This is a genomic window from Chryseobacterium sp. KCF3-3, assembly GCF_045865955.1.
In the GTDB taxonomy this organism is placed as follows: Bacteria; Bacteroidota; Bacteroidia; order Flavobacteriales; family Weeksellaceae; genus Chryseobacterium.
Genome location: NZ_AP035792.1, coordinates 1426292 through 1449994 on the forward strand (window position 1 = coordinate 1426292; position 23703 = coordinate 1449994).

At 36.1% G+C, this 23703-nt stretch carries 20 protein-coding genes; 8 read left to right on the top strand and 12 right to left on the bottom strand.

Going from position 1 to position 23703, the window contains the following annotated elements:
- Positions 1-17: 17 nt before the first annotated feature.
- The 10 genes from ACKTTZ_RS06370 to ACKTTZ_RS06415 form a co-directional block, all read right to left on the bottom strand.
- Complete coding sequence (locus ACKTTZ_RS06370; RefSeq protein WP_034692619.1) at positions 18-536, bottom strand: hypothetical protein; 519 nt, start codon at positions 534-536, stop codon at positions 18-20.
- Positions 537-574: 38 nt separating this feature from the next.
- Entirely contained in the window at positions 575-2410 is a 1836-nt protein-coding gene (gene asnB / locus ACKTTZ_RS06375; protein ID WP_407847875.1) for an asparagine synthase (glutamine-hydrolyzing), read from the bottom strand.
- Positions 2411-2539: 129 nt separating this feature from the next.
- Positions 2540-3793 carry a lipopolysaccharide biosynthesis protein gene (locus tag ACKTTZ_RS06380; protein ID WP_407847877.1) on the bottom strand — a complete coding sequence of 418 codons (1254 nt, stop codon included), beginning with the start codon at positions 3791-3793 and terminating at the stop codon, positions 2540-2542.
- Between the two features lie 5 nt (positions 3794-3798).
- Complete coding sequence (locus ACKTTZ_RS06385; protein ID WP_407847879.1) at positions 3799-4932, bottom strand: glycosyltransferase; 1134 nt, start codon at positions 4930-4932, stop codon at positions 3799-3801.
- Positions 4933-5030: 98 nt separating this feature from the next.
- Positions 5031-5519, bottom strand: a complete 489-nt coding sequence (locus ACKTTZ_RS06390) for a hypothetical protein (RefSeq protein ID WP_407847881.1) — start codon at positions 5517-5519, stop codon at positions 5031-5033.
- 109 nt (positions 5520-5628) lie between these two features.
- Positions 5629-6765 (bottom strand): hypothetical protein, encoded by a 1137-nt coding sequence (locus tag ACKTTZ_RS06395; protein ID WP_407847883.1) that lies wholly within the window; start codon positions 6763-6765, stop codon positions 5629-5631.
- Positions 6766-6785: 20 nt separating this feature from the next.
- Positions 6786-7571, bottom strand: a complete 786-nt coding sequence (locus ACKTTZ_RS06400; RefSeq protein ID WP_034692631.1) for a (Fe-S)-binding protein — start codon at positions 7569-7571, stop codon at positions 6786-6788.
- Positions 7572-7660: 89 nt separating this feature from the next.
- On the bottom strand, positions 7661-8998 hold the full coding sequence (locus ACKTTZ_RS06405) for a 4Fe-4S dicluster domain-containing protein (RefSeq protein ID WP_407847885.1): 1338 nt from the start codon (positions 8996-8998) through the stop codon (positions 7661-7663).
- An 8-nt stretch (positions 8999-9006) separates the two neighbouring features.
- Positions 9007-9957, bottom strand: a complete 951-nt coding sequence (locus tag ACKTTZ_RS06410; RefSeq protein WP_034692635.1) for an MlaD family protein — start codon at positions 9955-9957, stop codon at positions 9007-9009.
- Between the two features lie 128 nt (positions 9958-10085).
- Positions 10086-12239, bottom strand: coding sequence for a SurA N-terminal domain-containing protein (locus ACKTTZ_RS06415; RefSeq protein ID WP_034692638.1), 2154 nt, complete (start codon positions 12237-12239; stop codon positions 10086-10088).
- A gap of 261 nt (positions 12240-12500) precedes the next feature.
- Between ACKTTZ_RS06415 and lon the strand changes: the two genes are divergently transcribed.
- Both lon and ACKTTZ_RS06425 read left to right on the top strand, forming a co-directional pair.
- Positions 12501-14906, top strand: coding sequence for an endopeptidase La (lon, locus tag ACKTTZ_RS06420; RefSeq protein ID WP_253316588.1), 2406 nt, complete (start codon positions 12501-12503; stop codon positions 14904-14906).
- A gap of 208 nt (positions 14907-15114) precedes the next feature.
- The gene (locus ACKTTZ_RS06425; protein ID WP_034692644.1) at positions 15115-16227 is read left to right on the top strand and encodes an AI-2E family transporter; all 1113 of its coding nucleotides are present in this window, start codon (positions 15115-15117) and stop codon (positions 16225-16227) included.
- A gap of 125 nt (positions 16228-16352) precedes the next feature.
- Here the strand turns inward: ACKTTZ_RS06425 and ACKTTZ_RS06430 are convergent, their stop codons facing one another.
- Positions 16353-16592, bottom strand: a complete 240-nt coding sequence (locus tag ACKTTZ_RS06430) for a bacteriocin-like protein (RefSeq protein WP_034692648.1) — start codon at positions 16590-16592, stop codon at positions 16353-16355.
- 153 nt (positions 16593-16745) lie between these two features.
- On the opposite strand from ACKTTZ_RS06430, the gene ACKTTZ_RS06435 reads away from it, so the two are divergent.
- Positions 16746-17123 (top strand): DoxX family protein, encoded by a 378-nt coding sequence (locus ACKTTZ_RS06435; RefSeq protein WP_407847888.1) that lies wholly within the window; start codon positions 16746-16748, stop codon positions 17121-17123.
- A gap of 88 nt (positions 17124-17211) precedes the next feature.
- Here the strand turns inward: ACKTTZ_RS06435 and ACKTTZ_RS06440 are convergent, their stop codons facing one another.
- Positions 17212-18570 (bottom strand): acyl-CoA dehydrogenase family protein, encoded by a 1359-nt coding sequence (locus tag ACKTTZ_RS06440; protein ID WP_407847890.1) that lies wholly within the window; start codon positions 18568-18570, stop codon positions 17212-17214.
- A 208-nt stretch (positions 18571-18778) separates the two neighbouring features.
- Here ACKTTZ_RS06440 and ACKTTZ_RS06445 point away from each other — a divergent pair, with 208 nt between their 5' ends.
- The 5 genes from ACKTTZ_RS06445 to pgi all read left to right on the top strand — a co-directional run bounded on the left by ACKTTZ_RS06445 (position 18779) and on the right by pgi (position 23699).
- Positions 18779-19690, top strand: coding sequence for a DUF4349 domain-containing protein (locus ACKTTZ_RS06445; protein WP_407847892.1), 912 nt, complete (start codon positions 18779-18781; stop codon positions 19688-19690).
- A gap of 157 nt (positions 19691-19847) precedes the next feature.
- Positions 19848-20723 (top strand): TraB/GumN family protein, encoded by an 876-nt coding sequence (locus ACKTTZ_RS06450; protein WP_407847893.1) that lies wholly within the window; start codon positions 19848-19850, stop codon positions 20721-20723.
- 24 nt (positions 20724-20747) lie between these two features.
- The gene (locus tag ACKTTZ_RS06455) at positions 20748-21257 is read left to right on the top strand and encodes an RNA polymerase sigma factor (protein ID WP_253316592.1); all 510 of its coding nucleotides are present in this window, start codon (positions 20748-20750) and stop codon (positions 21255-21257) included.
- Positions 21247-21852 (top strand): hypothetical protein, encoded by a 606-nt coding sequence (locus ACKTTZ_RS06460; RefSeq protein ID WP_034692661.1) that lies wholly within the window; start codon positions 21247-21249, stop codon positions 21850-21852. Before ACKTTZ_RS06455 ends, ACKTTZ_RS06460 begins: the two co-directional genes overlap by 11 nt.
- Before the next feature lie 206 nt (positions 21853-22058).
- Entirely contained in the window at positions 22059-23699 is a 1641-nt protein-coding gene (gene pgi, locus ACKTTZ_RS06465) for a glucose-6-phosphate isomerase (protein WP_306596678.1), read from the top strand.
- The last annotated feature ends 4 nt before the right edge of the window (positions 23700-23703 follow it).

Below are 23703 nucleotides of genomic sequence, written 5' to 3' on the forward strand. Positions count from 1 at the left end.
TTGTACAAATTTAAAAATTATTTTGTGATCGTAACGGTATTTATTGAAGTAGGTGCATCAGCATCTTTTGAAAACACTTCATTTCCGTCATACAATACCTTTGAAACCTGAAATGCAGTAGGTGTATTACGATATTGAACTTCCAATGTCCCGGTAACATTATCACTAACATTGGTACTTTTTGTAAAGGTAATCAACATTTTGGAATGGAAAGAAGTTCCTGTTCCTGGTTGATCCGGGCTGATAGAATCCAGTCTTCTTCTTTTTGCTCCTGCAAGATATTCCATATAGTATAATGACTCGGGTGATGTTTTTAACGAAATACTTACCGGAGCAATATCTTTCGTTCCAAAAATATCATTCACGGAATACCCTGTATAAGATCCTGTAAGTTTACTGTTCAGAAGATCCTGACCAGCACTGTTTTTCATATAGATATTAAGTACCTGATCTATTCTCTGCAAAGAATCATCATCACTTTTACAACTGATGAGTGCAAAAACCGCTACAAAAATGCCCCAAAAATATTTCATCATAAATACAAAGGTAAAATATTAATCTTTAGACTGCTTCTTTATTTTTCAAAATATTTCTGATACCAGAGCTCAAAGGTAACCAGCTGCCATATTTTCACCCAATCATACTCATACTCCTGATGATTCCACCACTCATCAATTACGGCTGGATTAAAGAAATTTCTCTTTTTCAAACGTTCAAGATTTTCAGTAATAAAGTCTCTTACTTTTTGCTCATTTTTAATGAAATAATTAACCGGAAATGAAAATCCTTTCTTGGGCATATTCAAAACTTCCTGAGGAAGATATTTTTCAGCTGTTTTACGTAATAAAGGTTTATTCTGAACTCCATTAAATCTAATATTCTGCGGAAGTGCTGATACATAATCTATCAGGCTGTTACTCAGATAAGGATAACGAAATTCCACACTATACTTCATCGCACTCAGATCATCCCGGAAAACGTGATGGGAAGAGAGTGAATATTTCATATCATATTCAAAATACCCGCTATAATTTTTTCCTTCTGAAAGATGATAATTTGAAAGGTCCGAATCAATTTTACTGTAAATATCTGGGTTTATAAGACTTTTAACTTCCAGCGGTCTCATACTGATCTGGCTTTGTCTGAAAAAATCAAACATATGATCCTGAGAAAAGTAGTTTTTAACTCGCTGTGAAAATTTATCTTTGGTAAAAATAAAAGGATTTACAAAATTGAAATTCCTCATCAGAAGCCATTTATTCAGCTTCAGCGTATGGGAATAGCCGGCAAAAAGTTCATCAGCTCCATTTCCGCTTAATACGACTTTAAAGTTTTTATCATGAGCGTATTTTGCTGCATTGATTAAGACTTCAAAGCTGCTGTAAGGTTCTTCAAAATGCTGGATATTTTCTGTAAGGTGTTCCAGTGCTTCTTCATCACTCACCTCTTTTATCTCATGCAAAACATCAAAATGTCTGGCGGCTATAGCGGCATTTGTAACTTCTTCTTCAGAAAACGGATAAGAGATAGTGTATGCATTAATATCAGCGTTAAAAAGTTTTGATTTTGAAGCAATTAACGTCGAATCAATTCCACCGCTCATCATAATAGCAACAGGAACATCGGCAAATAATTGTTCTGAAATACTTTCAGAAAGAAGTTCATCTATTTTTTTTACTGCTTCTTCTTCAGAAATACTTTTTGCAGGCTGTGAAGGAAGTTTCCAGAATTTTTTTGTGGTGATTTTCTGATCTTTTAAATCAATGGTCATAAAGGAAGCAGGTTCTAGGGAAAAAATATGCTGAAAACAGGTTTGAGGTGCTAATGTTGTCTGAAAAAGAAAATTGGTATACACTCCATCCCAGTTGATTTCAGGTTTTACCAGTTCATTTTTCAATAATGCTTTTATTTCTGAAGCCCAAACCAACCCTTCTTCATTTTGATGGTAGAAAAGAGGCTTCATCCCTACTCTGTCTCTTGCCAGTATCAGTTTTTGAGAGATAAGATCTACAATACAGATCGCAAACATCCCATCCAGTTTTGCAAAAGCAGAGTTTCCCCACTCCTGATACGCTTTGAGAATAACTTCTGTATCCGAAGTACTGTGGAAAGAGTACCCTAAAGATTCAAGTTCTTTCCTTAATTTTTTAAAATTATAAATCTCTCCGTTAAACGTGATAATAATTTGTTCATTTTCTGAGAGCATAGGCTGGTGCCCTTTTTCAGACAAATCTATAATGGATAATCTGCGGAAACCTAAAGCAATATTAGAATTTCCATCTTTTAAAACCGGAAACTGGTCTTTAATTTTTTGGGTGGAATCGTCCCCTGAAAAAGAAACTCCTTCGCCGGCATTGTATAACCAGAACCCTTCATCATCCGGACCGCGATGTTTGATTGCCTGATTCATTTCCAGAATATTTGTAGAGGAAATACTTTTATGGAATGAATAATAACCGCTGATTCCGCACATAGTAAAGACTTAATAGATTTGTAAAAATAGGAAAATGACTTTGTTTTCTGTATGTGTCCGAAACAATTATTTCTTTAAAAATTTTTGCCTGAAAACCTGGATTTCTTCTTTTGTAACCATATAGTCTTTCAAACTAAAGGGAGTAGAAGCGTAAAATTTTCTGAATAACAGGAAAGATGAAACAAAATAGGATGATGTAGTGGCAATACAAGCTCCTAAAATTCCCCATCTAGGTATGGCAATAAAAGAAAATACAACTGTGACCACCAATCCAACAATAGATTTTATATTGAGAATTTTTAAATCTCTCATTCCCGAAAAGTAATGTCCCACCATATCACTTACTGCAATGGCAAAAATTCCCGGTGATAAAAGGAGCATGATTTCTTTGGTATCTCTGAACTCTTTTCCGAAGATCATCTCATAAACCTGAGCAGGTATAATAATGATTCCCAGCACAAAACCTATCATCAGAAAAAAAGTCAGCTTTAAAGATTCTTTGGTTTTCCCTATGGATTCTTCCCTGCTTTTACTATTCACCACATCTGAATATAAAATAACAGCAATGCTGCGGGTAATAGTCCATATAGCTTCCGAGAAAGTAACTCCGATGGAGAATATTCCTACACTGGCAATGCCTTCAAAATATTCTAAGAAATAAAATGAAAGCCTGTAATTGAGAAACTGTACAAAAGCACTCAATTGAGTTTTCCAGCCATATTCAAACATATTTCTGCCCACCTCTTTACAGAATGATATTTCGGAAAGATTACATTTTTTGATAATCTGAAAAAAGCTGGTAAGGAAAAGAAGTGCCAGACATCCAATCTGGGCAAGAAAATACACTGAAACATCTTTCTTTCTGAACAGATACACCAATATTCCTATAAAGATAATATGAACCAGCTGCTGTAAAACAGTATAAACATTAAACTTCTTAATATTCTGTGTTCCAATAAACAAGCTGATATTGGTTGATAAAAGTGAAGAAAAAACAGATATCCCGATCAGATACAATAGATATTCACTCTGGATAGAAGCTATACTGAATAAAAAAGGGATTAAAAGCCCTGTTAAGAGAGACCACAGATAGGCATATAACAAAACCTTTTCTATTTTAAATCTCGAGGCGAAATAAGAAGCACTGCTTCCGGAAAAGATACTACTGAAAAAACTTACTGCTGCTGCATTGGCAACCACAATAGAAATGGTTCCCTTACCTTCACTTCCCCACATATTCGTAGAATAGATCACCAGGCCGAAACTCAGGATCAGAATAAGAAAGCGTGAGACAAATGTTTTAATGATAGTAAGCTGCATGGTGATTATTTATCAATAGATTTTTTTACAAAATCAACAAAGGAATCTTTTATAAGTTCCCAATTATATTTTTCTTTAAATTCTTTTCTGGCACTGAGCGCATGAGAACGATACAATTCAGGATTTCTAATATAGTTAATGATCACATCCGAGACTGCTTCAGCATTCTGAGGATCTACCAGACTTCCAAATGAAAGTTCCTTCATATGTTTTCGGATACCTTTTAAATTTGAGTAAATAACAGGTTTTCCCGCTCCCATAAAATAGAACAGCTTTATCGGCAAAGAATGGTTGTTTTCAAAGTTAATTTCCCTGAGATCAAAACATAAATCTGCATCTGCAAATGCTTCTGTAAATGTTTCAAAACTTGTTGGTTTTCTGATCTCAATATCATCAAAAGAATATTTCTTCAATAATGATGAAAAGTAGAATTCATCGCTTTCCTGTACCGTTGAACCAATAATCAGAATCCTGATATGGAGTGCAGGCAGTTTTTGACGAAGCCTATCTATTGCATTGAAAAAGTTTTCAATTCCTTTATCTTTAGAAATCTGACCTGTATAGCATACCTTGATAACGTTCGGATCGAGCTGTTTTATACTTTCCCTGATGTAAAGAGAATCTGGATAATAAGGAACAACGATCTGTTTTTTAAATCCAAAAAAATAAGCTAAAGGAAACTTCTTAGTGGTTTCACCAAAAATGAAATGAGTACTTAAAAATCCAGTATACAGCTGGATAAGAGAAAACTTTATAGCCTGAAAAATGGTAGCCGGAAATCTATACTTTTGAAGCATTGACATGGAAGGATACCATTCTGTAACGTCATAGATACAACTTATCTTATGCTCTTTTACAAATTTCTTTACTGCTACAACGGCCAATGGTTCAGAACAAATGATACATTCGGGATGAAAAGTATTGCAAACTTTACTGAAAGTTTCCATTTTCATTTCTATACTTTCTTCAAGAACGGCAAAAGATTCTATTTCAATCCCATCAATACAACCTTTATACTCTGCATATAAACTGCATATTTTCACTTCATACCCATTATCTCTAAGAGCTTTCGCCTGATGATAAAAAATGCGGTCATCATTATAGCTGTGGGAAGTCGTTAAAAAAAGTACTTTAGGCATTAGTCACTGCTCGAATCTATACAAATATACATTAAAACAAAAAAGTGGAAATATATTTTCCACTTTATGATTATTCTTTTGTATCAGCTTAACAGCGATTATTTTATAGAAGCCGCCCAACTTTTCTCCAAAGGAAGAAGGAAGTGGCTTAAAAAGTCCAGATACGTATTTTTAGAGAAGTCAAAAACCTGGATATCTTCTGCAAGTTCTCCGTTTCTCAACTTCATTTTAAAATCAATTAATTTTAAAGTTTTCACTTCACCGTTCTCAACAAAGCTTGCCTTCATTCTATCAAAAAGGCCTAATTGATATTCTTCATCAATTTCTCTCATTACCTTTCCTAAAGCATCAATGCTGCATCCTGAAGCCATTTCTTTTTCTTCATCTACACACACGATGATAAACTGATTCTTCTCAATTTTAAATGAAGAAGAAAGCGGTTTTCCATGAGCTGCCCATGTTGCAAGGAAATCAAATAGTTTCTCGGTAATAGCTTTTGCTTCTTTTGTTTCAAAAGGTCTTGAAGCCGGGTATATAATGACTCTGTAGTCGTTGGTTTCTACAATATTAGATTCTTCGATTTTCATAATGTAAATATTTATTTTTCAAGGATTTATCAAACAAAATAAATTCTGATCACTGACCAGAATATTAATTTAACGGTGATTGAATATCCTTATCATCTTGAATACAAAATTACGCAATTTTCTCGAGTTTAAGATCATTGTATTTTTTGCTCAGCACATAGAGCATCATAATGAAAAGCGGGAAGATAAAAGGGAAGAAAAACCTTAATGCTGCCGACTGCGGGAAGAAAAAGAATTTGATATAAAGATTCACCACGAAAAGAACGGAAATCATTCTTACCCATACATCTTTGGAACGCCAGAAAATTACTCCAATCATAATGGCTACCGATAAAGTGACCTTTTTGAAATAAATAATCTTAATGTAAATGATACTCAGATAGTCCATTAAACTAACGTCTATCGGATGTGTGGAAATAATAGGTCTTCTATCGATAAAAGTATCATAGAAGAGATCTTTCCATCCCGGATAATGATAAAACTTAATAATGGCCAGATACATGACCAGAAGAACTGTTCCCTGCGCAATAAAAGAAACATCAATTTTCTTTTCCTGGAAATAACGGAAAAAGAAAACAGCGATAATATAAGTCAGGGTGAATGTAATATAATCCGGCCTTATAAAGGTAATTCCAAACAGAAGTACAAACATGGCCCATTTGCTCCATTTTTTAATTAAGCCAATCATAAAGATCAGCATAAACTGAAAGATGAACATATCCGGCGTAGAAACCCTGGACATGTAGGTCATTGGTGGCAAAAGCATGGCGGCAATCGTTAATAGTATGGCAAGCCAGTATTTCTTTGGAAACAGGAGTTTCAGAATATAAAATAATAATACTCCAGAAAAAAAGTAAGAAATAAGACTGGTAAACAGTACAGCCATTGGCGATGATAATCCAAGCTTATAAAAGAGAGTGATCACAAGAATATACCCTACTTTGATCTGAAAATAGGGTAATTGTTCTGTAAAAGATTGTGTATTTTTTACGAAATACTGCCTGGGAATGTCCCACTGCTTTATTCCGATAATGTCTGTATAATGTTCTGCAGGAGCCTCTTTTTTTATTTCCTCATAGGTAAGGATTCGAACTTTATCCGGAGAATCTGGAAATTCCGAAGTATACATACATCCCAGATACCCTGGCATGTCCCAATCATATACTCTGTTTTGATAATTCCAGAATGTAAGAAGAGCAAGTATCGAAATGATAAACAAAAAGGAGAGTCTCCATTTCAGCTTCATAAACCTGTATAAGATGTCAATTATAAGTCTTCTGCTTCAGCAAGAAGTTCAACGATATCTTTTACGGCAACTTCTGTATTTTTGTTAAAGTGTTTTACGCCATCCGTCATCATGGTATTACAGAAAGGGCATCCTGTAGCAATTACCTTAGGTTCAAAAGATAAAGCTTCTTCTGTTCTTTCAATATTGATGTCTTTCTTTCCTTTTTCTGGTTCTTTAAACATCTGTGCACCACCTGCTCCACAGCAAAGACCATTGGTTTTGCAACGTTTCATTTCTACAAGTTCGGCATCCAGCTTTTCAAGAAGCATTCTTGGCGCTTCATATTCGTCATTGGCACGTCCCAGATAACATGGATCATGGAAAGTAATTTTTTTCCCTCTGAATGCACCTCCTTCAATCTTCAGTCTTCCTTCTTCCATTAAGGTTTTAAGGAACTGAGTATGGTGTACTACATCAAAGTGCCCGCCAAGGCTTGGATATTCATTTTTAAGCGTATTAAAACAGTGTGGACAAGCCGTTACGATTTTCTTTACTTCGTAAGCATTCAATACTTCAATATTGGTAAGAGCCATCATCTGGAATACAAATTCGTTTCCTGCTCTTTTCGCAGGATCTCCGGTACAGCTTTCTTCCTGTCCCAGAACTGCAAATTCAACCCCTATTTTATTTAATATCTTGCAAAATGCTTTTGTAATTTTTTTGGCACGGTCATCAAAACTTCCCGCACATCCAACCCAGAATAAAACTTCCGGAGCTTTTCCTTCGGCAGCATACTCTGCCATTGTTTTTATAGTGAAATCCATTTCTTTTTCAATTTGAAAATGTGAGAATTTGGAAATTTGAAAGTGATGTAGACTGTAATCAATTTCAAATTTTCAAATTGATTAATTATCTAGTTTTCCGATGCCCAGTTCAGACGGTCAGCCTGATTATACTGCCAAGGGGCTGCGTTGTTTTCCACATTGGTCATCATCAGGTTCAGTTCCTGTGGAGCAGCAGACTGTTCCATCACCAGGAATCTTCTCATTTCAAAGATAATGGAAAGCGGGTCAAGCAATACCGGACAAGCATCTGTACACGCATTACAAGTGGTACAAGCCCAAAGTTCTTCTTTCGTGATATAATCGTTCAACAGTTTTTTACCATCATCAACGAATTTTCCGTTTTGATCAATATTTCTTCCTACTTCTTCCAATCGGTCTCTGGTTTTCATCAGAATCAATCTCGGAGAAAGTTTTTTACCGGTAATATTAGCCGGGCAAACAGAAGTACAGCGTCCGCATTCTGTACATGAATAAGCATTCAGCAATTGTACCTGATTCAGATCGAAGATATCTTCTGCTCCAAATTTAGACGGTACATCAGCCTCAGCTCCTTCAGCTGGTGCAGCATATGGATCTGCATTAGGGTCCATCATTAATTTGATTTCCTTTGTTACAGACTCAAGGTTATTGAATTTTCCTTTTTTATCAAGATTGGCATACCATGTACTTGGAAATGCAAGGATAATATGTAAATGCTTTGAGTAATAAAGATAGTTCATGAAGAAAAGAATCCCTACAAAGTGGAACCACCAAGCAGCTTTCTCTGTGAACATCAAAAATCCGCTATCAAAGCTGAAGATTTCCAAGAACGGAACAAATGTCATCTCACTGATCGGGAAGCTTCCATGCTCTGGTAAAACTCCTCTTGACTGTAAAACAAAATCTGAAGCATTCATCATAAAGAAAGCCATCATTAAGGCGAACTCAATAATCAAAATCCAGTTGGCATCATTTTTTGGCCAACCGAAAAGTTCTTTCATCGTCAATCTCTTCACTCCGTAAAAATTTCTACGAATAAAGAAAATGACAACCCCAACCACTACTAGAAGTGCTAAAACTTCTAATGTTGCTGTAAAGAAATTATAAAATGTATGCCCGAAAATGATTGATAAAAAACGGTGTGTACCAAATATTCCATCAACAACAATTTCTATTAATTCAATATTAATAATCACAAAACCTACATATACAAAAAGGTGTAAAACTCCTGCAACAGGACGTGCTGTCATTTTACTCTGTCCCATGGCCACACGAGCCATCGTTTCCCAGCGTTCTCCTTTTCTGTCGTTTCTATTGATTTCGTGACCTAACCTGATATTTCTATAGATCTTCTGGAGACTTTTGGCAAACAGCCCAAATCCCGCCACTAATAAAATCAGGAAAATAATGTTATCGATGTACTGCATAAGGCGTATTAGTCTTTGTTATTTTTACCGAAAACCGAGAAGTTGATATATCTCTTCGGATTCGCTTTCATATCTTCAATCAATGAATTCAAATTGGAAGATGCTGAATTCAGGTTGTTGTAAAGTTGTTCATCCTTCATCAGTTTACCTAAACTTCCTTCTCCTTTATCTATACCACCAATCACCTGATTTAATTTTCCTACGGTAGCATCCAAATTGGCAATCGTAGCATTCAACTGTTTCGTATCAATGCTCTGAGCCAGATTTCCATATTTATCCAGAGTAACTTTTCCACTCTGCATGGTAAGACTTGCATCGTCCAGCACCTTTTGCAGTTTTGGATCATTGTGCCCTACCAGTGTATTTACACTTCCTGCTGTAGTCTGTAATGCTCCAACTGTTTTATTAAGGTTCGCTAATAAAGCTTTTATTTCCGCTCTGTTCTGAGCATCAAAAACCTGGTTGGCATTGGCCATTAAAGAGTCTACTCTATGTAAAACCACCTGTAGCTGATCTTTTACCGGACCAACCTGAGAAGAAAGACTTCCCAATGTTCCCAGTTTAAAAGCTCCTTTTAAGGTATCACCGTCTTTTGCAGTCGGTCCTCCATACATAAGGTTTACTCTCATTTCTTTACCGGACATTAATCCCGGTTCAAAGATCTCCAGTGATGAGTTTTTTGAAAATTCGAATTTGTTATCAACGGTAATTTTTACGACGAAATTAATTTTTCCATCTTTTGAGGTGATAGGAATAATTTTATCTACCTGCCCTACTTTCAATCCATTAATAGAGACTGCCGCAGACTGCGCCAGACCTTCCACATTGTCATATTTTGCGTAAAATATATTGTCGGTAGTAAAAAGGCTTTTCCCTTTCATAAACTGAAACAACACCACAAAGCCTACGATAGCTAGAAGTGCAATCACACCAGCTTTTAATTCTTTACTGAACTTCACTTGCTAATTTTTTTCTAATAAGCAAATATAATACATTTTAAATAAATCTTTTCCTTTATTGTTCTGCGTTAAATACAAAAAAAGCGACAAAAAAATTTGTCGCTTTTTATATCATTGAAATGATTTTCTTATTGTTGCTGATTTCCCAGCTTGTTCCAGATCTCGATTCTGTAATCTTCGATATCTGCGTTGTCCTGAAGACTCTTCATCCAAGCCTGTCCGAACATTCCAGCACTTCTCTGAGTAAGAGATTCTGTAAACTGCTTAAGATCTCCAGGCTGTTTGTTTACAGTTTCTGATTTTTTGATCAAAACATAAACTCCTGTTCCACCTTCAACCGGGTTAGAAAGTTTACCTTTTGCAACACCGAATGCTGCACCGGCAACTTTAGGTTCCATAGCACCTGCTACTGAAGGATTCAATAGGTTCACCTGAGCAGATTGTTTTGGAGCGGCAAACAATTTAGCAATCTGATCTAAGCTGGAAGCTTTTGCTGCTGCAATTTTATCAGAAATTTGTTTTGCTGCCAATTTATTTTTAACGATAACTTCGATCTGATCTCTCACTGATTCCGGATCAGCAAGACCTGCTTCCTGTTTTCCGTTCAGATACACTACAATTTTATCACCAGTTCCGTCTACTGTAAATAATTCAGTATCTCCTTTTTCTCTTTTCTTATCAAAAGCCCATGTAAGGATATCAGCATCTTTTTCAGTACCTAAGCCCTGAAGCTGACCTTCAAATCTTTTCGCTGCTTTTGGATTGGAGAACTGATAGTTTCCTTTTTTAGCAATGTTCACGAAATCGTTGAAAGATTTTCCTTGAACCTGCTGAATGAATTTCCTTGAGTTTTTGTCTGTTTCAGCCTCAGTAGCATCTGAAGGTTTGATTGCTTTCACAAGGTTAGCAACTTTATACCCCATTGATCCTGATTTTTTATCTTCAATATTGATGATATGGTAACCGAACTGTGTTTCTACGACTCCTGTAGCTCCTTTAGGATTGCTTGCAAGATAAGCAAGGAATTCCGGAACGAAAGGCGTCTCTGGTGTTGTCCAACCAAGGCTACCTCCCTGAGCTGCAGAATTTGGATCGCTTGAAAGCTTAAGGAATTCTGTAAATTTAGCAGGAGTTGCTTTTACAATTGCACCAATTGAGTCTGCCAATTTCTTAGCCTGCTCTTTAGTTCTTGTTACCCCTTCACCTGCAGGGCTTCCTTTGAATGCAATTAGGATATGTCTGGATAAAGTAGAATCTGAAGGTCTTTTACCTACCAATTTAGAAACTACATATACATCTTGTTCTTTATAAGGACCAAAAGTCTGACCTACTGCTGCTGCAGTGATCTGATCTTTGATTGTTGGAGGCAATTGAGCAGGATTCAAATACTGAGGATTGAATGGTGCATCAGAATTTGCCGCTACAAACATAGAATCGTTTTTAGTATTCTGGAAGTTTTCAGTTCCTCCACTTGCATCTGTACCTCCTGAATATAATTTTGTAATTTCTTTCAAGGCTGCTGCATCATCTGCTGCACTTGGTTTAGATGGGAAAAATACAATACCGATATTTCTGCTAGGCTCAGCTTTGAACATTACAGGGTGCTTCTTGATGTAATCAGCAAGATCCTGTGTTGTCACATTGATCTTCGTTTTTTGAAGATAAGCTGCGTAATCTACTTTTACAAAGTCGATGTCTGCAAGCTGATCTCTCTGCTTCATCAATTCTTCAGCTTCTTTCTTACCTGTAGTGATACCTGCTGAAAGATTAGTAAACACCTGTCTTGCCATCAGTCTGTACTCGATAGTCTTTCTCGTTTTCAACCATTGAGTATATCCTTGAGGATTGGTGTTTTGTAATGTTTCAATTTCTTTTTTAAGCTCTTGAGTTTTAAAGTTACCTTTCTCATCAAAGAACTGTTGATTCTGAGCAAACATCTGATCGTACTGGATTTGATTCCAGAAATAATCATCAGTCATTTCAAAGCCCAATTTCTCAAACTGTTGTTTGATAAGTTTAGATTGTACAAGTAACTGCCAAGCCTGCTCTTCAAGACCGTTTTTCGGACGACCTTGCTGTTCAGCCTGCTGCTGCAACACGAAAAGCTGATCATTGAACTCTTCGCGGGTGATTTTCTCACCGTTTACTTTTCCTAAAACGTCAGGATTCTTACCAAAAACCTTGTCGATACTATCTGGGTTCACCAGGAACGCCAAAAGCGCTAAGGCTATTACTCCCATTAAAAGCCAAGGCTTACTCCTAATCTGTCCTAAAATTGCCATTTTATAAATTATAGTTTTTTATCAGTTTGCGAAAATACACATTTTTAAGAAATTACAGAAACAGAACTGCTTAATTTTGATTTTTAATGCAAAGATTATCTAAAAAAGGAAATTTTGACCGTATTTTTAAGTAAAAAACAAATGGCATAAGTATTGTGCATTTTTAAAACATTATAATATGCCGCACGTTTTCAGAGTATATTATATAAAAATCCCTTTAACGATAAAAAACGAAAATGACAATTTGTCATTCGATTGACTATGACAGAATTTGAAGATATTAGTTTAGAAGAAATGATCAGTGACGGATTTGATATCGTAACTGAAGAAATCAATCTTTCCGACTTCGCAGAGACTGATAAAAATTCCGAACAGAAAATATTCCCTATACTTCCCGTAAGAAATATGGTTATGTTCCCCAATGTAGTAATTCCTATTACTGCAGGGAGAAAAACCTCTATACAGCTTCTTGAAGAAGCACAGAAGAACGGAGATTTTATTGGAATTGTAAGCCAGAAAAATTCGGATCTGGAACAACCTTCCGAAAAAGATATTTATTCTACCGGTACCTTGGCAAAAATCATTAAGATTATTAAACTGCCAGAAGGTAATATTACTGCTATCACTAAAGGTTTCCACAGATTTAAGATTAAAAAAATCATAGATAATAAACCTTACTTCAAAGCAGAAATATCAAAATTAAAAGACAGCCGACCTAAAGATCAGGAAGAGTATGAAGCATTATTGGAGAACATCAAAGATCTCGCTTTAAAGATCATTGAACTTGATCCCAATATTCCTAATGCTGCAAATTTCGCGATCAAAAATATTAACAATAATGATGATCTTCTGAATTTCATCTGCACGAATGCTAATTTCTCTTCCATTGCAAAACAAAAACTTCTTGAAGAGAAAAGCCTGATGATCAGAGCCAATCAGTGCTATGAGATGATGCATGAGGATTTCAGAAAGCTGGAGCTGAGAAATCAGATTCATCAGAAAACCTCAAAGGATCTTGATAAACAGCAGAGAGAATACTTCCTGAATCAACAAATCAGAACAATCCAGGAAGAACTGGGCGGTGGACCTGAAAGTGATGTGGAAGATCTTATTGCTAAGGCTAAAACAAAAAAATGGAGTCAGGAGGTAGAAGACCATTTCCAGAAAGAAATCAGCAGACTTCAGCGTCAGAATCCTAATTCTCCGGACTATAACGTACAGAGAAACTACCTGGATTTCTTTACAGATCTACCTTGGGAAACTTATACAAAAGATATTTTTGATATTGCTAAGGCTGAAAAAGTACTTGACAAAGCACACTTCGGTCTGGAAGATATCAAGAAAAGAATTCTTGAGCACATGGCTGTTTTAAAATTAAAAAACAACATGAAGTCTCCTATCTTATTATTGGTAGGGCCTCCGGGTGTGGGTAAGACCTCTTTAGGAAAATCTATTGCTGATGCTTTAGGGAGAAAATATGTAAGATTATCATTGGGAGGACTTCATGACGAGAGTGAAATCCGCGGACATAGAAAAACGTATATCGGTGCTATGGCGGGAAGAATTTTACAATCTATCAAAAAATCCGGCACTTCAAATCCGGTAATTGTTCTTGATGAGATTGATAAAATCGGACAAGGTCTTCATGGGGATCCAAGCTCAGCGCTTTTAGAAGTTCTTGATCCTGAACAAAATAAGTCTTTTTATGACAATTTCCTGGAGATGGGCTATGACCTTTCAAAAGTAATGTTCATTGCTACAGCCAATTCACTTTCAACGATACAGACTCCTCTTTTAGACAGAACGGAAATCATTCAGATTGCCGGTTATACTTTGGAGGAAAAGATTGAGATTGCCAAAAGACATTTAATCAAAAAGCAACAGGAAGAAAATGGTCTGGATGCAAAATCATTCAAACTTGGAAATGCAGAACTTAAGCATATTGTAGAAGCACATACTTCTGAAAGTGGTGTAAGAACTTTGGAAAAAAGAATTGCAGCCATTGGAAGATGGGTAGCACTACAGACAGCTTTGGTAAAAGAATATGACCCAAAAATTTCAGTGGAAAAAGTAGATGAAATCCTTGGAGTTCCAAGACCTAAAAGCTTATCTGAAATCACTGGAGTTCCGGGTGTGGTAACCGGTCTTGCATGGACAAGCGTAGGAGGAGATATCCTTTATATTGAAAGTATTTTAAGCAATGGTAAAGGGGCATTAACGATGACTGGAAACCTGGGAACAGTAATGAAAGAATCGGCTACTATTGCGCTGGAATATATAAAAGCGAAACATGATGAGCTGGGAATACCACAAGAAGACCTGGATAAGAAAAACATTCACGTACACGTTCCTGAAGGAGCAACGCCTAAAGACGGACCGTCTGCTGGTATTGCTATGCTGACATCAATGGTTTCTTCGTTTAAAAACAAGAAAATAAAACCTCACCTGGCAATGACCGGAGAGATTACATTAAGAGGAAAAGTACTACCTGTAGGGGGAATCAAAGAAAAGCTTCTTGCCGCAACAAGAGCAGGGATCAAAGATGTTATTCTTTGTGAGGCTAACAGAAAAGATGTGGAGGAAATCAAAAAAGATTATCTGAAAAATCTGAGAGTACATTACGTTAACAGAATGGAAGAAGTCATTGACATCGCCATTGAAGAATAAAACAATTTATAACATATTAACTTCTCAATAAAGAAACACGTTCTGATATTCAGGGCGTGTTTCTGTTTTAGGTAAAAAAATCACAATCAACCTGGCTGGGTGGAATAAAATTTGATACAATCCAAGAAAATCCTGAAGGATTGAATAAAAAATTTTTCAATTCAGAAGGGTTTTCTTATTTTTATTCCACACTGCATATTTTTAGATTATGAATTTCCTTAGACTTCCTTTCCTTGTCAAGCTTACCCTCGTGGTAGTTTCCATCATTGGACTTGGCTACCTTCTGGCATTAGGACAGAGTATTTTAGCTCCGTTTTTCCTGGCATTCCTGATGGCGATGCTGTTTTTGCCTGCAGCCACTTTTATGGAAAGAAAGCTAAGATTTCCAAGATCTATGTCTACCATGACTTCAGTATTTATTATGCTGATGATTTTAAGCGGTATTATTTATTTCTTTACCAATCAGCTATCTGATTTCAGTAAGGATCTTCCGCATCTCAAGGAACAGTTTACCACTGTTTTTAACAGCCTTCAGCATTGGGTTTCCAAAACATTTAATGTGAAAGTGGATGAACAGGTGGATTACATTAACCAAGGATTAACTAAACTTCTGTCTTCTTCGGGAGTAATTTTAGGATTTACTTTTGGAATTTTTTCAACGGGATTCGGCTTCATTATATTTTTCACCCTGTTTTTTATCTTTATTTTAAATTACAGAAGACTTTTAAATAATTTTATCGTTACTGTTTTCAACGAAAGACATAAAGCCAGTGTACAGGAAGCTGTGAACGAGATTCGGATCATGACTAAGAAATACATCTTTGGGCTTTTCCTTCAGGTGATTATTGTTTCTGTTTTAACATCCACTCTCCTTACCATTCTTGGAGTGAAATATGCTATTCTTCTGGGAGTTCTGACAGGATTATTAAATGTTATTCCGTATCTGGGAATCTTTATTTCTCTTCTCATTTCCTGTTTTATAGCATTTGCTACTTCTACACCTTCAACCTGTATTTATGTTGCCTTAGGGTATATTGCCATTCATGCTGTAGATGGAAATATTGTTCTACCATTTGTGGTGGGTTCTAAAGTTAAAATCAACGCTTTATTTTCTTTTATTGGAATCCTTTTAGGAGAACATCTTTGGGGAATTGCAGGAATGTTCCTGTGTATTCCGGCCATTGCGATTATAAAAATTATCTGTGAAAGAGTGGATGATCTCAAACCTTGGGGAAGATTGCTGGGAGAAGAGCCCAAACCTCATAAGAAGAAAAAAAGCTACAAAATTTCCAAGAATATCACTTTGAAGGAAATGGACTAGAATATGAGTAATGAGTAATAAGCAATGGGTAATGGGTAATAATTGACCTAATCCTAACTTTGAATGCTTACATATTAAACTTTAAATAAAAAGACTGCCTTTTTAGAGACAGTCTTTTTTTATTGTTATGACGCAGCGCACCAAGGACTCATTCCATTTGGACAGGTATCTGTGCACAGGATATAAGTTTGGCTATCCGGACAGTATCCTTTATCCGGCTCCGGAGTTCCTCCTCCACCTCCAATACAAGGATGACCTGCAGGAATTTTACATGGACAATCTATGGGTCCAATATCACATTTTTCAATTCCTCCCTGGATTTCTCTCAAATTTGTACGGTTTAATTTTTTAAGATTTTTCAACATAATATTATTAGTTTAGTTTGAATTTCAAATATAAACAATGAAATTATTCAAAACACAACATTAACCTATCATTAACATTAATTATATATTTTTTATAAAAACACAATCAACGAATCCTATTTTTATTTTACATTTGATATAAAATCATCAATCATGAAAATAGTAAAATTCATTTTATGTTTACTTTTCGGGCTTATGTTTATTAATGCCGGGTTAAACAAATTTTTTAACTATATGCCCATGGAAAAACCTACTCCTGAACAAATGAAACTTTTCGCTGCTTTTGGAGAAATCAGCTGGCTGATGCCTTTAGTGGGGATTGTAGAAGTCATTGGCGGATTATTATTTATTTTCCCAAAAACAAGAGCGTTGGGCGCCATTGTTATTTTACCTGTCATGGTAGGAATTGTTACCCATGTTTTCACAATGGATAAATCTCCTATGGGAATGGGTATCGCCGGCGTGATGTTTCTGATCAACCTTTGGATGATTATTGACAACAAGGAAAAATATAAAAATTTAGTTTCGTAAGGTAGCAGGCAATAGATTGCAGGTTGCAGTAGTCTAGTTCTGCTTTTTACTACCCATAACCTATTATCTGCTACCTGCCACCTATTTCCTATACAAAAGCACTGAAACCTGTAATCGATCGTCCTACGATGAGCGAGTTGATTTCTTTTGTTCCTTCGTAAGAATAAATGGCTTCTGCATCGGCAACAAATCTGGCCACATCATACTCGAGCAGAATTCCGTTTCCTCCCATTACTTCTCTTGCTCTGGAAACAATATCTCTTGTTCTGAGGGTACAGAAAACTTTGGCTAAAGAAGCATGTTCATCTTTTAAAATTCCTTCATCCTGCATTTCAGACAGTCTGAAAACCATCGTCTGCATGGCAGTAAGGTTAGACAACATTTCCACCAGATGTCCCTGAATCATTTGGAATGAGGCGATAGGTCTTCCAAATTGTTCTCTTTTTCGGGTATAATCTAACGCGCTTTCATAAGCTCCGCGTGCACAGCCTGTAGCCATCCATGCTACTCCAGCTCTTGTCATTCTCAGCACTTTTCCTGTATCTTTAAAGGAATTAGCATTCTGCAAACGGTTTTCTTCGGTAACGAGACAATCTTTTAAGGTAATCAATCCGTTCTGGACAATTCTTAACGCCATTTTCCCTTTAATTTTTTCTACGGAATATCCAGGATTGTCTTTTTCTACAATAAATCCTTTCACTTCTCCGCTATCAAGATCTCTGGCCCAGATAATAATCAGATCAGCGAAAGTAGCATTTCCAATCCATTTTTTCTGGCCATTCAGGACCCAGCCTTCCGGTGTTTTTTTACAGGTTACTGTAAGTCCGCCTGCTGCTCCGGATCCAACTTCCGGTTCAGTAAGCCCAAAGGCACCAATTTTTTCAAATTTCTGCATCTGCGGAAGCCATTTTTGCTTCTGTTCTTCAGATCCGCAGATATAAATAGAACCCATTGCCAGTCCGGATTGTACTCCGAAAAAAGTAGCAATAGAAGCATCTACTCTTGCCATTTCCATAGCAATAACACCTTCCATCAGGAAAGACATTCCCGGACAGCCATAGCCTTCATAAGTAACACCACAAATATCCAGTTTTTGAAATTTTGGAATCAGCTCAAAAGGAAATTCATCTCTGAGCCAGTAATGATTGACCAGAGGTTTGACTTCTTTTTCCATGAATGCTCTTACTTTCAGCTGAATTTCGCGCTGTTCCGGAGTAAGAGTATGGTAGATATCATAAAAATCTCCGTCAATGGGCGGAAGTTCTTTCTTTTTCTTTTCCGGATCAAGCATTTTCATAAGCCCGGAAAGCTGTTTATCATCCAGTTTTGAGAAATTTTGCATCAGTTTTGGCAGATCCACTTTTTTAGAAATGGCACTCAACTGATCAAAATCTATGGATGTGAATAGTCCTATTGCGTTTCTGATTTTGGAAAAGGTATTTGACATAGTGATAGATTGTAGTGTTGGTTTGTAAAAGATAAGCAAAAATTGCTCCGAAAGCAAAGTACCAGGATCCTCCCTGTTTTACAAACCCCTTAATTTCAATCAATTAAAACAGAATATTCCGTTTACAAGCTTTTTACTTCTGATTTTCAAGCGTTACAAAAGATCCTGGCTGAACTTTGACTCAAGGAAAACAACAAAAATCAATGCTATGAAAACGACTTACATTAAATTATCTCTATCAGCTGTTCTTTTATTAGGAATTTATTCATGTAAAAAGGGAGAAGTTTCCTCTAATGATCTTGAAGCGTATGCTACTACAGATTCAGCCGCTGTGGTGGTTTCGGACAGTATTTCATCGGTTGCAGATATGAAAGTAAAAGACAAGCAGTTTATTAAGACTGCTGATGTGAATATGGAAGTAAAAGATGTGTATAATGCAACGATTGCTATTGAAAAATCGGTTCAGGAGCTCGGAGGTTTTGTCACGAACAGCAATCTTCAAAGTAATGTGGTTTCTGAAAGCACTTACAACACTTCCAATGAAGAAGCAATGCTGGTCAAAAAATACCAGTCGGAGAATAGAATGCAGGCGCGTATTCCTACTGAAAAACTGGGTGAGCTTTTAACCGCAATCAATACAAATAAATTATTTCTTAATTCAAGATCTATCAATGCGGAAGATGTGACGGCCAATATCAAATATTCTGAGCTTGAAGGAAAAAGAAATCAAAAGACTTCTGAAAATATCAGCAAGCTGAAAACCAATAAAGATAAAGTAACGCTGGACGATGAGAATATGTCTGAAGGAAATCTTCAAAAGCTGTCCAGCATGAACATGACAGATGATTTAAAATACAGCACGATTGACATTTACATCAAAGAGCCTCAGTTGCGCATTGCTGAAATTGCTGTTACCAACACTACAAATATTGATAATAAGTACAAATACAATTTCATCTATGATGCAAAAGACGGGTTTGTATACGGATTCTACCTGATTCAGAGAATTATCGTTGGCCTTATCAATGTATGGCCTCTTGTATTAATTGCTGCTGCAATCATCTATTTTTTAAGAAAAAGAAAAATCACAAAACCTGAGTATTCAAAAAATCAGGAATAAAAAAACCATCCTAACCAATTGGTTATCATCATAATTTTAGATTTTACAGCCTCCTGTTTTCAGGAGGTTTTTATTTTTTTTGAAAAAAAACTGTAACGATTGTAATGCCTGCTTTACCTACTGTTTAAAAGAACAGAAAATCAAAAAAATCAATACTATGAAAAATTTAATAAAACTTGGATTCGCAGCATTATTATCACTGAACTCCATAACTACCAACGCACAAAGTAAAAGTAACAACAAGGAAAACAGTCTGCTTTGGGAAGTCTCCGGAAACGGGCTGTCTAAGCCTTCTTATATTACCGGAACTTTTCATATCTTATGCAGTAAAGATTTTGAGATCAAACCGAAGGTATTAAAAGCACTTGAGAAATCTGACAACTTTGTTATGGAAATCAATTATACAGATCCCGCTGAAATGATGTCATTACAGAAAATGTTTAAAGCAGATAAAAAAATATCGGATCAGCTTTCTCCCGAAGAAGCTAAAGAACTGAATACGGTTCTTGCCAATTACGGAACAGATCTGAAAAGTATAGATTCTTCAAGCCCTCAGGCTCTGTATGCACTGCTTTCTACCAAAGCAATCCCATGTCCTCAGACCGAAGTAAAACTTTACGAAATGGAACTTCTTCAGAAAGCAATGAAAGATAAAAAAAGCATCAAAGGACTCGAAAAAGTAGAAGATCAGATGAAATCGATTAATGAAGCTTATAATCTGAAGAGTACCATTGCTCAATTGAAAATGGACAAGGAATATCAAATATTGTTCAGACAGATGATTGAAGCCTTTAAAAATGAAAATGTACAATCTCTTTACAGTCTTTTTAAGGATGAAAGATTCATGAATGCCCAACAGGAAAAGGCTATGCTTACCAATAGAAATCAAAACTGGGTAAAAGTAATGCCAGACATGATGAAAAAAGAAGGTTCATTCTTTGCTGTTGGAGGCTCTCATCTTATGGGTGAAAACGGAATTATTCCTCTTCTACAGGCAAAAGGCTACACGGTAAAACCTGTATCAAGCTTATAATAATAACCAAACCATGAAACGATTGTGAGCAATCCAACTGAAACTGCTTTTTTAAAGCTCGTCAACCAGCACAAAGGTATCTTATACAAAGCCTCACGGATCTATGCCGATTCCGTAGAAGATCGGGAAGACCTTCAGCAGGAAATTCTTATCCAGCTTTGGAAGTCCTACCAGAATTTCAAAGGAAACAGTGAGTTTTCCACGTGGATGTATCGGGTTGCGATCAATACTGCAATTACATATTTAAAAAAGGAAAAGCAAAGATCCAATAATCATACAGATGCTCCTTCGCATTTTGAAGTACAGCAGGAAGATTATAATCCCACAAAAGACAGGCAGCTGGAAATTTTCTACAGTGCCGTTCAGGAGCTTAATTCTTTAGAAAAAGCCGTCATATTTTATTTCATGGAAGGAATGTCACATAAAGAAATTGGAAATAATTTAGGCCTCAGTGAAGGTAATGCTCGTGTAAAACTCAACAGAACAAAAGAAAAAATACAGCAAATCATAAAAAAATCAGGTTATGAATTTTGATCAATTAAAAGAACAGTGGAATAAGGAAGACAGCGACGTCCATATTCCTGATACGATAGAACAATTAAAGGAAAGCAAACACCCTATAGAAAAAATCCAGAAAAACATGAAGAAAGAATTTCCTATGCAGGTTCTGGCCATCATTCTGATCGCTTTTTTCCCTCTTCAGTTTAAATTTCCTCATTCACAATATATTATTTATTATGTATCCTATACGATGATGGTCGTTATATCTTCGTACTATCTGCTAGGATTTTATAAATTCTACAAACAGACGGAACTTTATACCGGAAACACCAAAAACAGCCTTTGGAAAATATACCATGAGCTTCGGCTGAATATGGAAAGATACCAGTCTTTCGGATTTCTGTTACTTCCTCATTTCCTTGTAACGATAGGTATGGTGATTTATAATACGATGAAAGAACATGGAAAATCTTTAACAGAACTTACCACTGCTCATCAACAAGGTTTAATCATTGCAGTTCTTATCGGAACTTTAGGACTGATAACAAGCATCGTTCTATGGACAAAATACGTCTATGGAAGGAGTGCCAAACAACTGGAAACAATTTTGAACGAAATGGAAGAATAACCTTGAAAACTCTTGTCACAAAACATTTTTCATACAACCTCAGATAAACTCTGAGGTTTTGTTTTTTAAAAAATCGTTATTTATTATCTTCAAATTTATCTGAGGTTTTATTTTTCCGTAAATTTGCAAATCAGAAATAAATCATTATGGATTATGAGCTCTTCTCATCCGATACATGATCTTCTGAGCGATAAAAATTCTGTAATATGCTATCAAAAATAAATCCAACACAAACTAGCAGCTGGAAAGCACTTGACGAACACTTCGGTGGAAATGACTTTGATCTTAGAACTCTTTTCCAGTACAACCCGAACCGTTTTAATGAGTTTTCTCTACAAAAGGACAACTATCTTTTTGATTATTCTAAAAACCTGATTGATTCAAGAACAAAGGATCTTTTATTACAATTGGCAGAAGAAAGCCAGTTAAAAGATGCTATTTCCAGAATGTTCTCGGGAGATAAAATCAATGAAACTGAAGGAAGAGCAGTTCTTCATACAGCTTTAAGAGATTTTTCTGACCGTGAAATTATCGTAGATGGAGAAAACATCAAACCACAGATTAAAAGAGTTCTTGAGCATATGAAATCTTTTTCTGAAAAGATTATTTCAGGAGAACATAAAGGTTTCAGCGGAAAAGAGATTACAGATGTAGTCAACATCGGGATTGGAGGATCAGACTTAGGTCCTGTGATGGTTTGTTCAGCTTTAAAGCATTTTAAAACAAGATTAAACGCTCACTTTGTTTCCAATGTGGACGGAAATCATATTGCAGAAGTAGTGAAAGACTTAAATCCTGAAACTACTTTATTCATCATTGCTTCCAAAACATTTACGACTCAGGAAACAATGACGAATGCCAATTCAGCTAAAGACTGGTTCCTGAAAGCAGGAAAACAGGAAGATGTAGCCAAGCATTTTGTTGCTTTATCTACTAATATTGAAGAAGTTAAGAAGTTCGGAATCGCAGAAGAAAATATTTTTGAGTTCTGGGACTGGGTAGGCGGAAGATATTCTCTTTGGAGCGCAATCGGATTAAGTATTGTACTTTCTGTAGGATATGAAAACTTCGAACAGCTTTTAAGAGGTGCTTTTGATACAGATCAGCACTTCCAGACAGCAGAATTCTCTGAAAACGTTCCTGTACTAATGGGACTTTTGGGAATCTGGTATCGTAATTTCTATGCAGCAACTACTTATGCTATCTTACCTTACTCTCAATATCTGGACAGATTTGCAGCCTATCTTCAGCAGGGAGATATGGAAAGTAACGGAAAATGTGTAGACAGAAACGGTGAATTCGTAGAATATGAAACGGGACCGATCATCTGGGGAGAACCTGGAACAAACGGCCAGCACGCATTTTATCAGTTAATCCACCAGGGAACAGAATTGATTCCGGCAGATTTTATTGCCTATGCAAAAAGCCCGAACCATGTTTCTGATCATCAGGACAAGCTATTAGCTAACTTTTTCGCTCAGACTGAAGCACTTGCCTTCGGAAAACTGGAAGAAGAAGTGGAAGAAGAGCTTAGAAATTCCGGAAAATCTGATGAAGAAATAGACAGACTGATCAATTTCAAAGTCTTCCATGGAAATACACCAACTAACTCTATATTATTCAAGGAATTAACTCCTTTCTCACTAGGTCAGCTCATTGCTTTATATGAACACAAAATTTTCGTTCAGGGAGTAATCTGGAATATTTTCAGTTTTGACCAGTTTGGAGTGGAATTAGGAAAAGTATTAGCCAATAAAATCCTTCCGGAGCTTGAAAACAATGAGGCAATAAGCTCTCATGACAGCTCTACCAATGGATTGATCAATTACTATAAGGAAAACAAATAGTAAG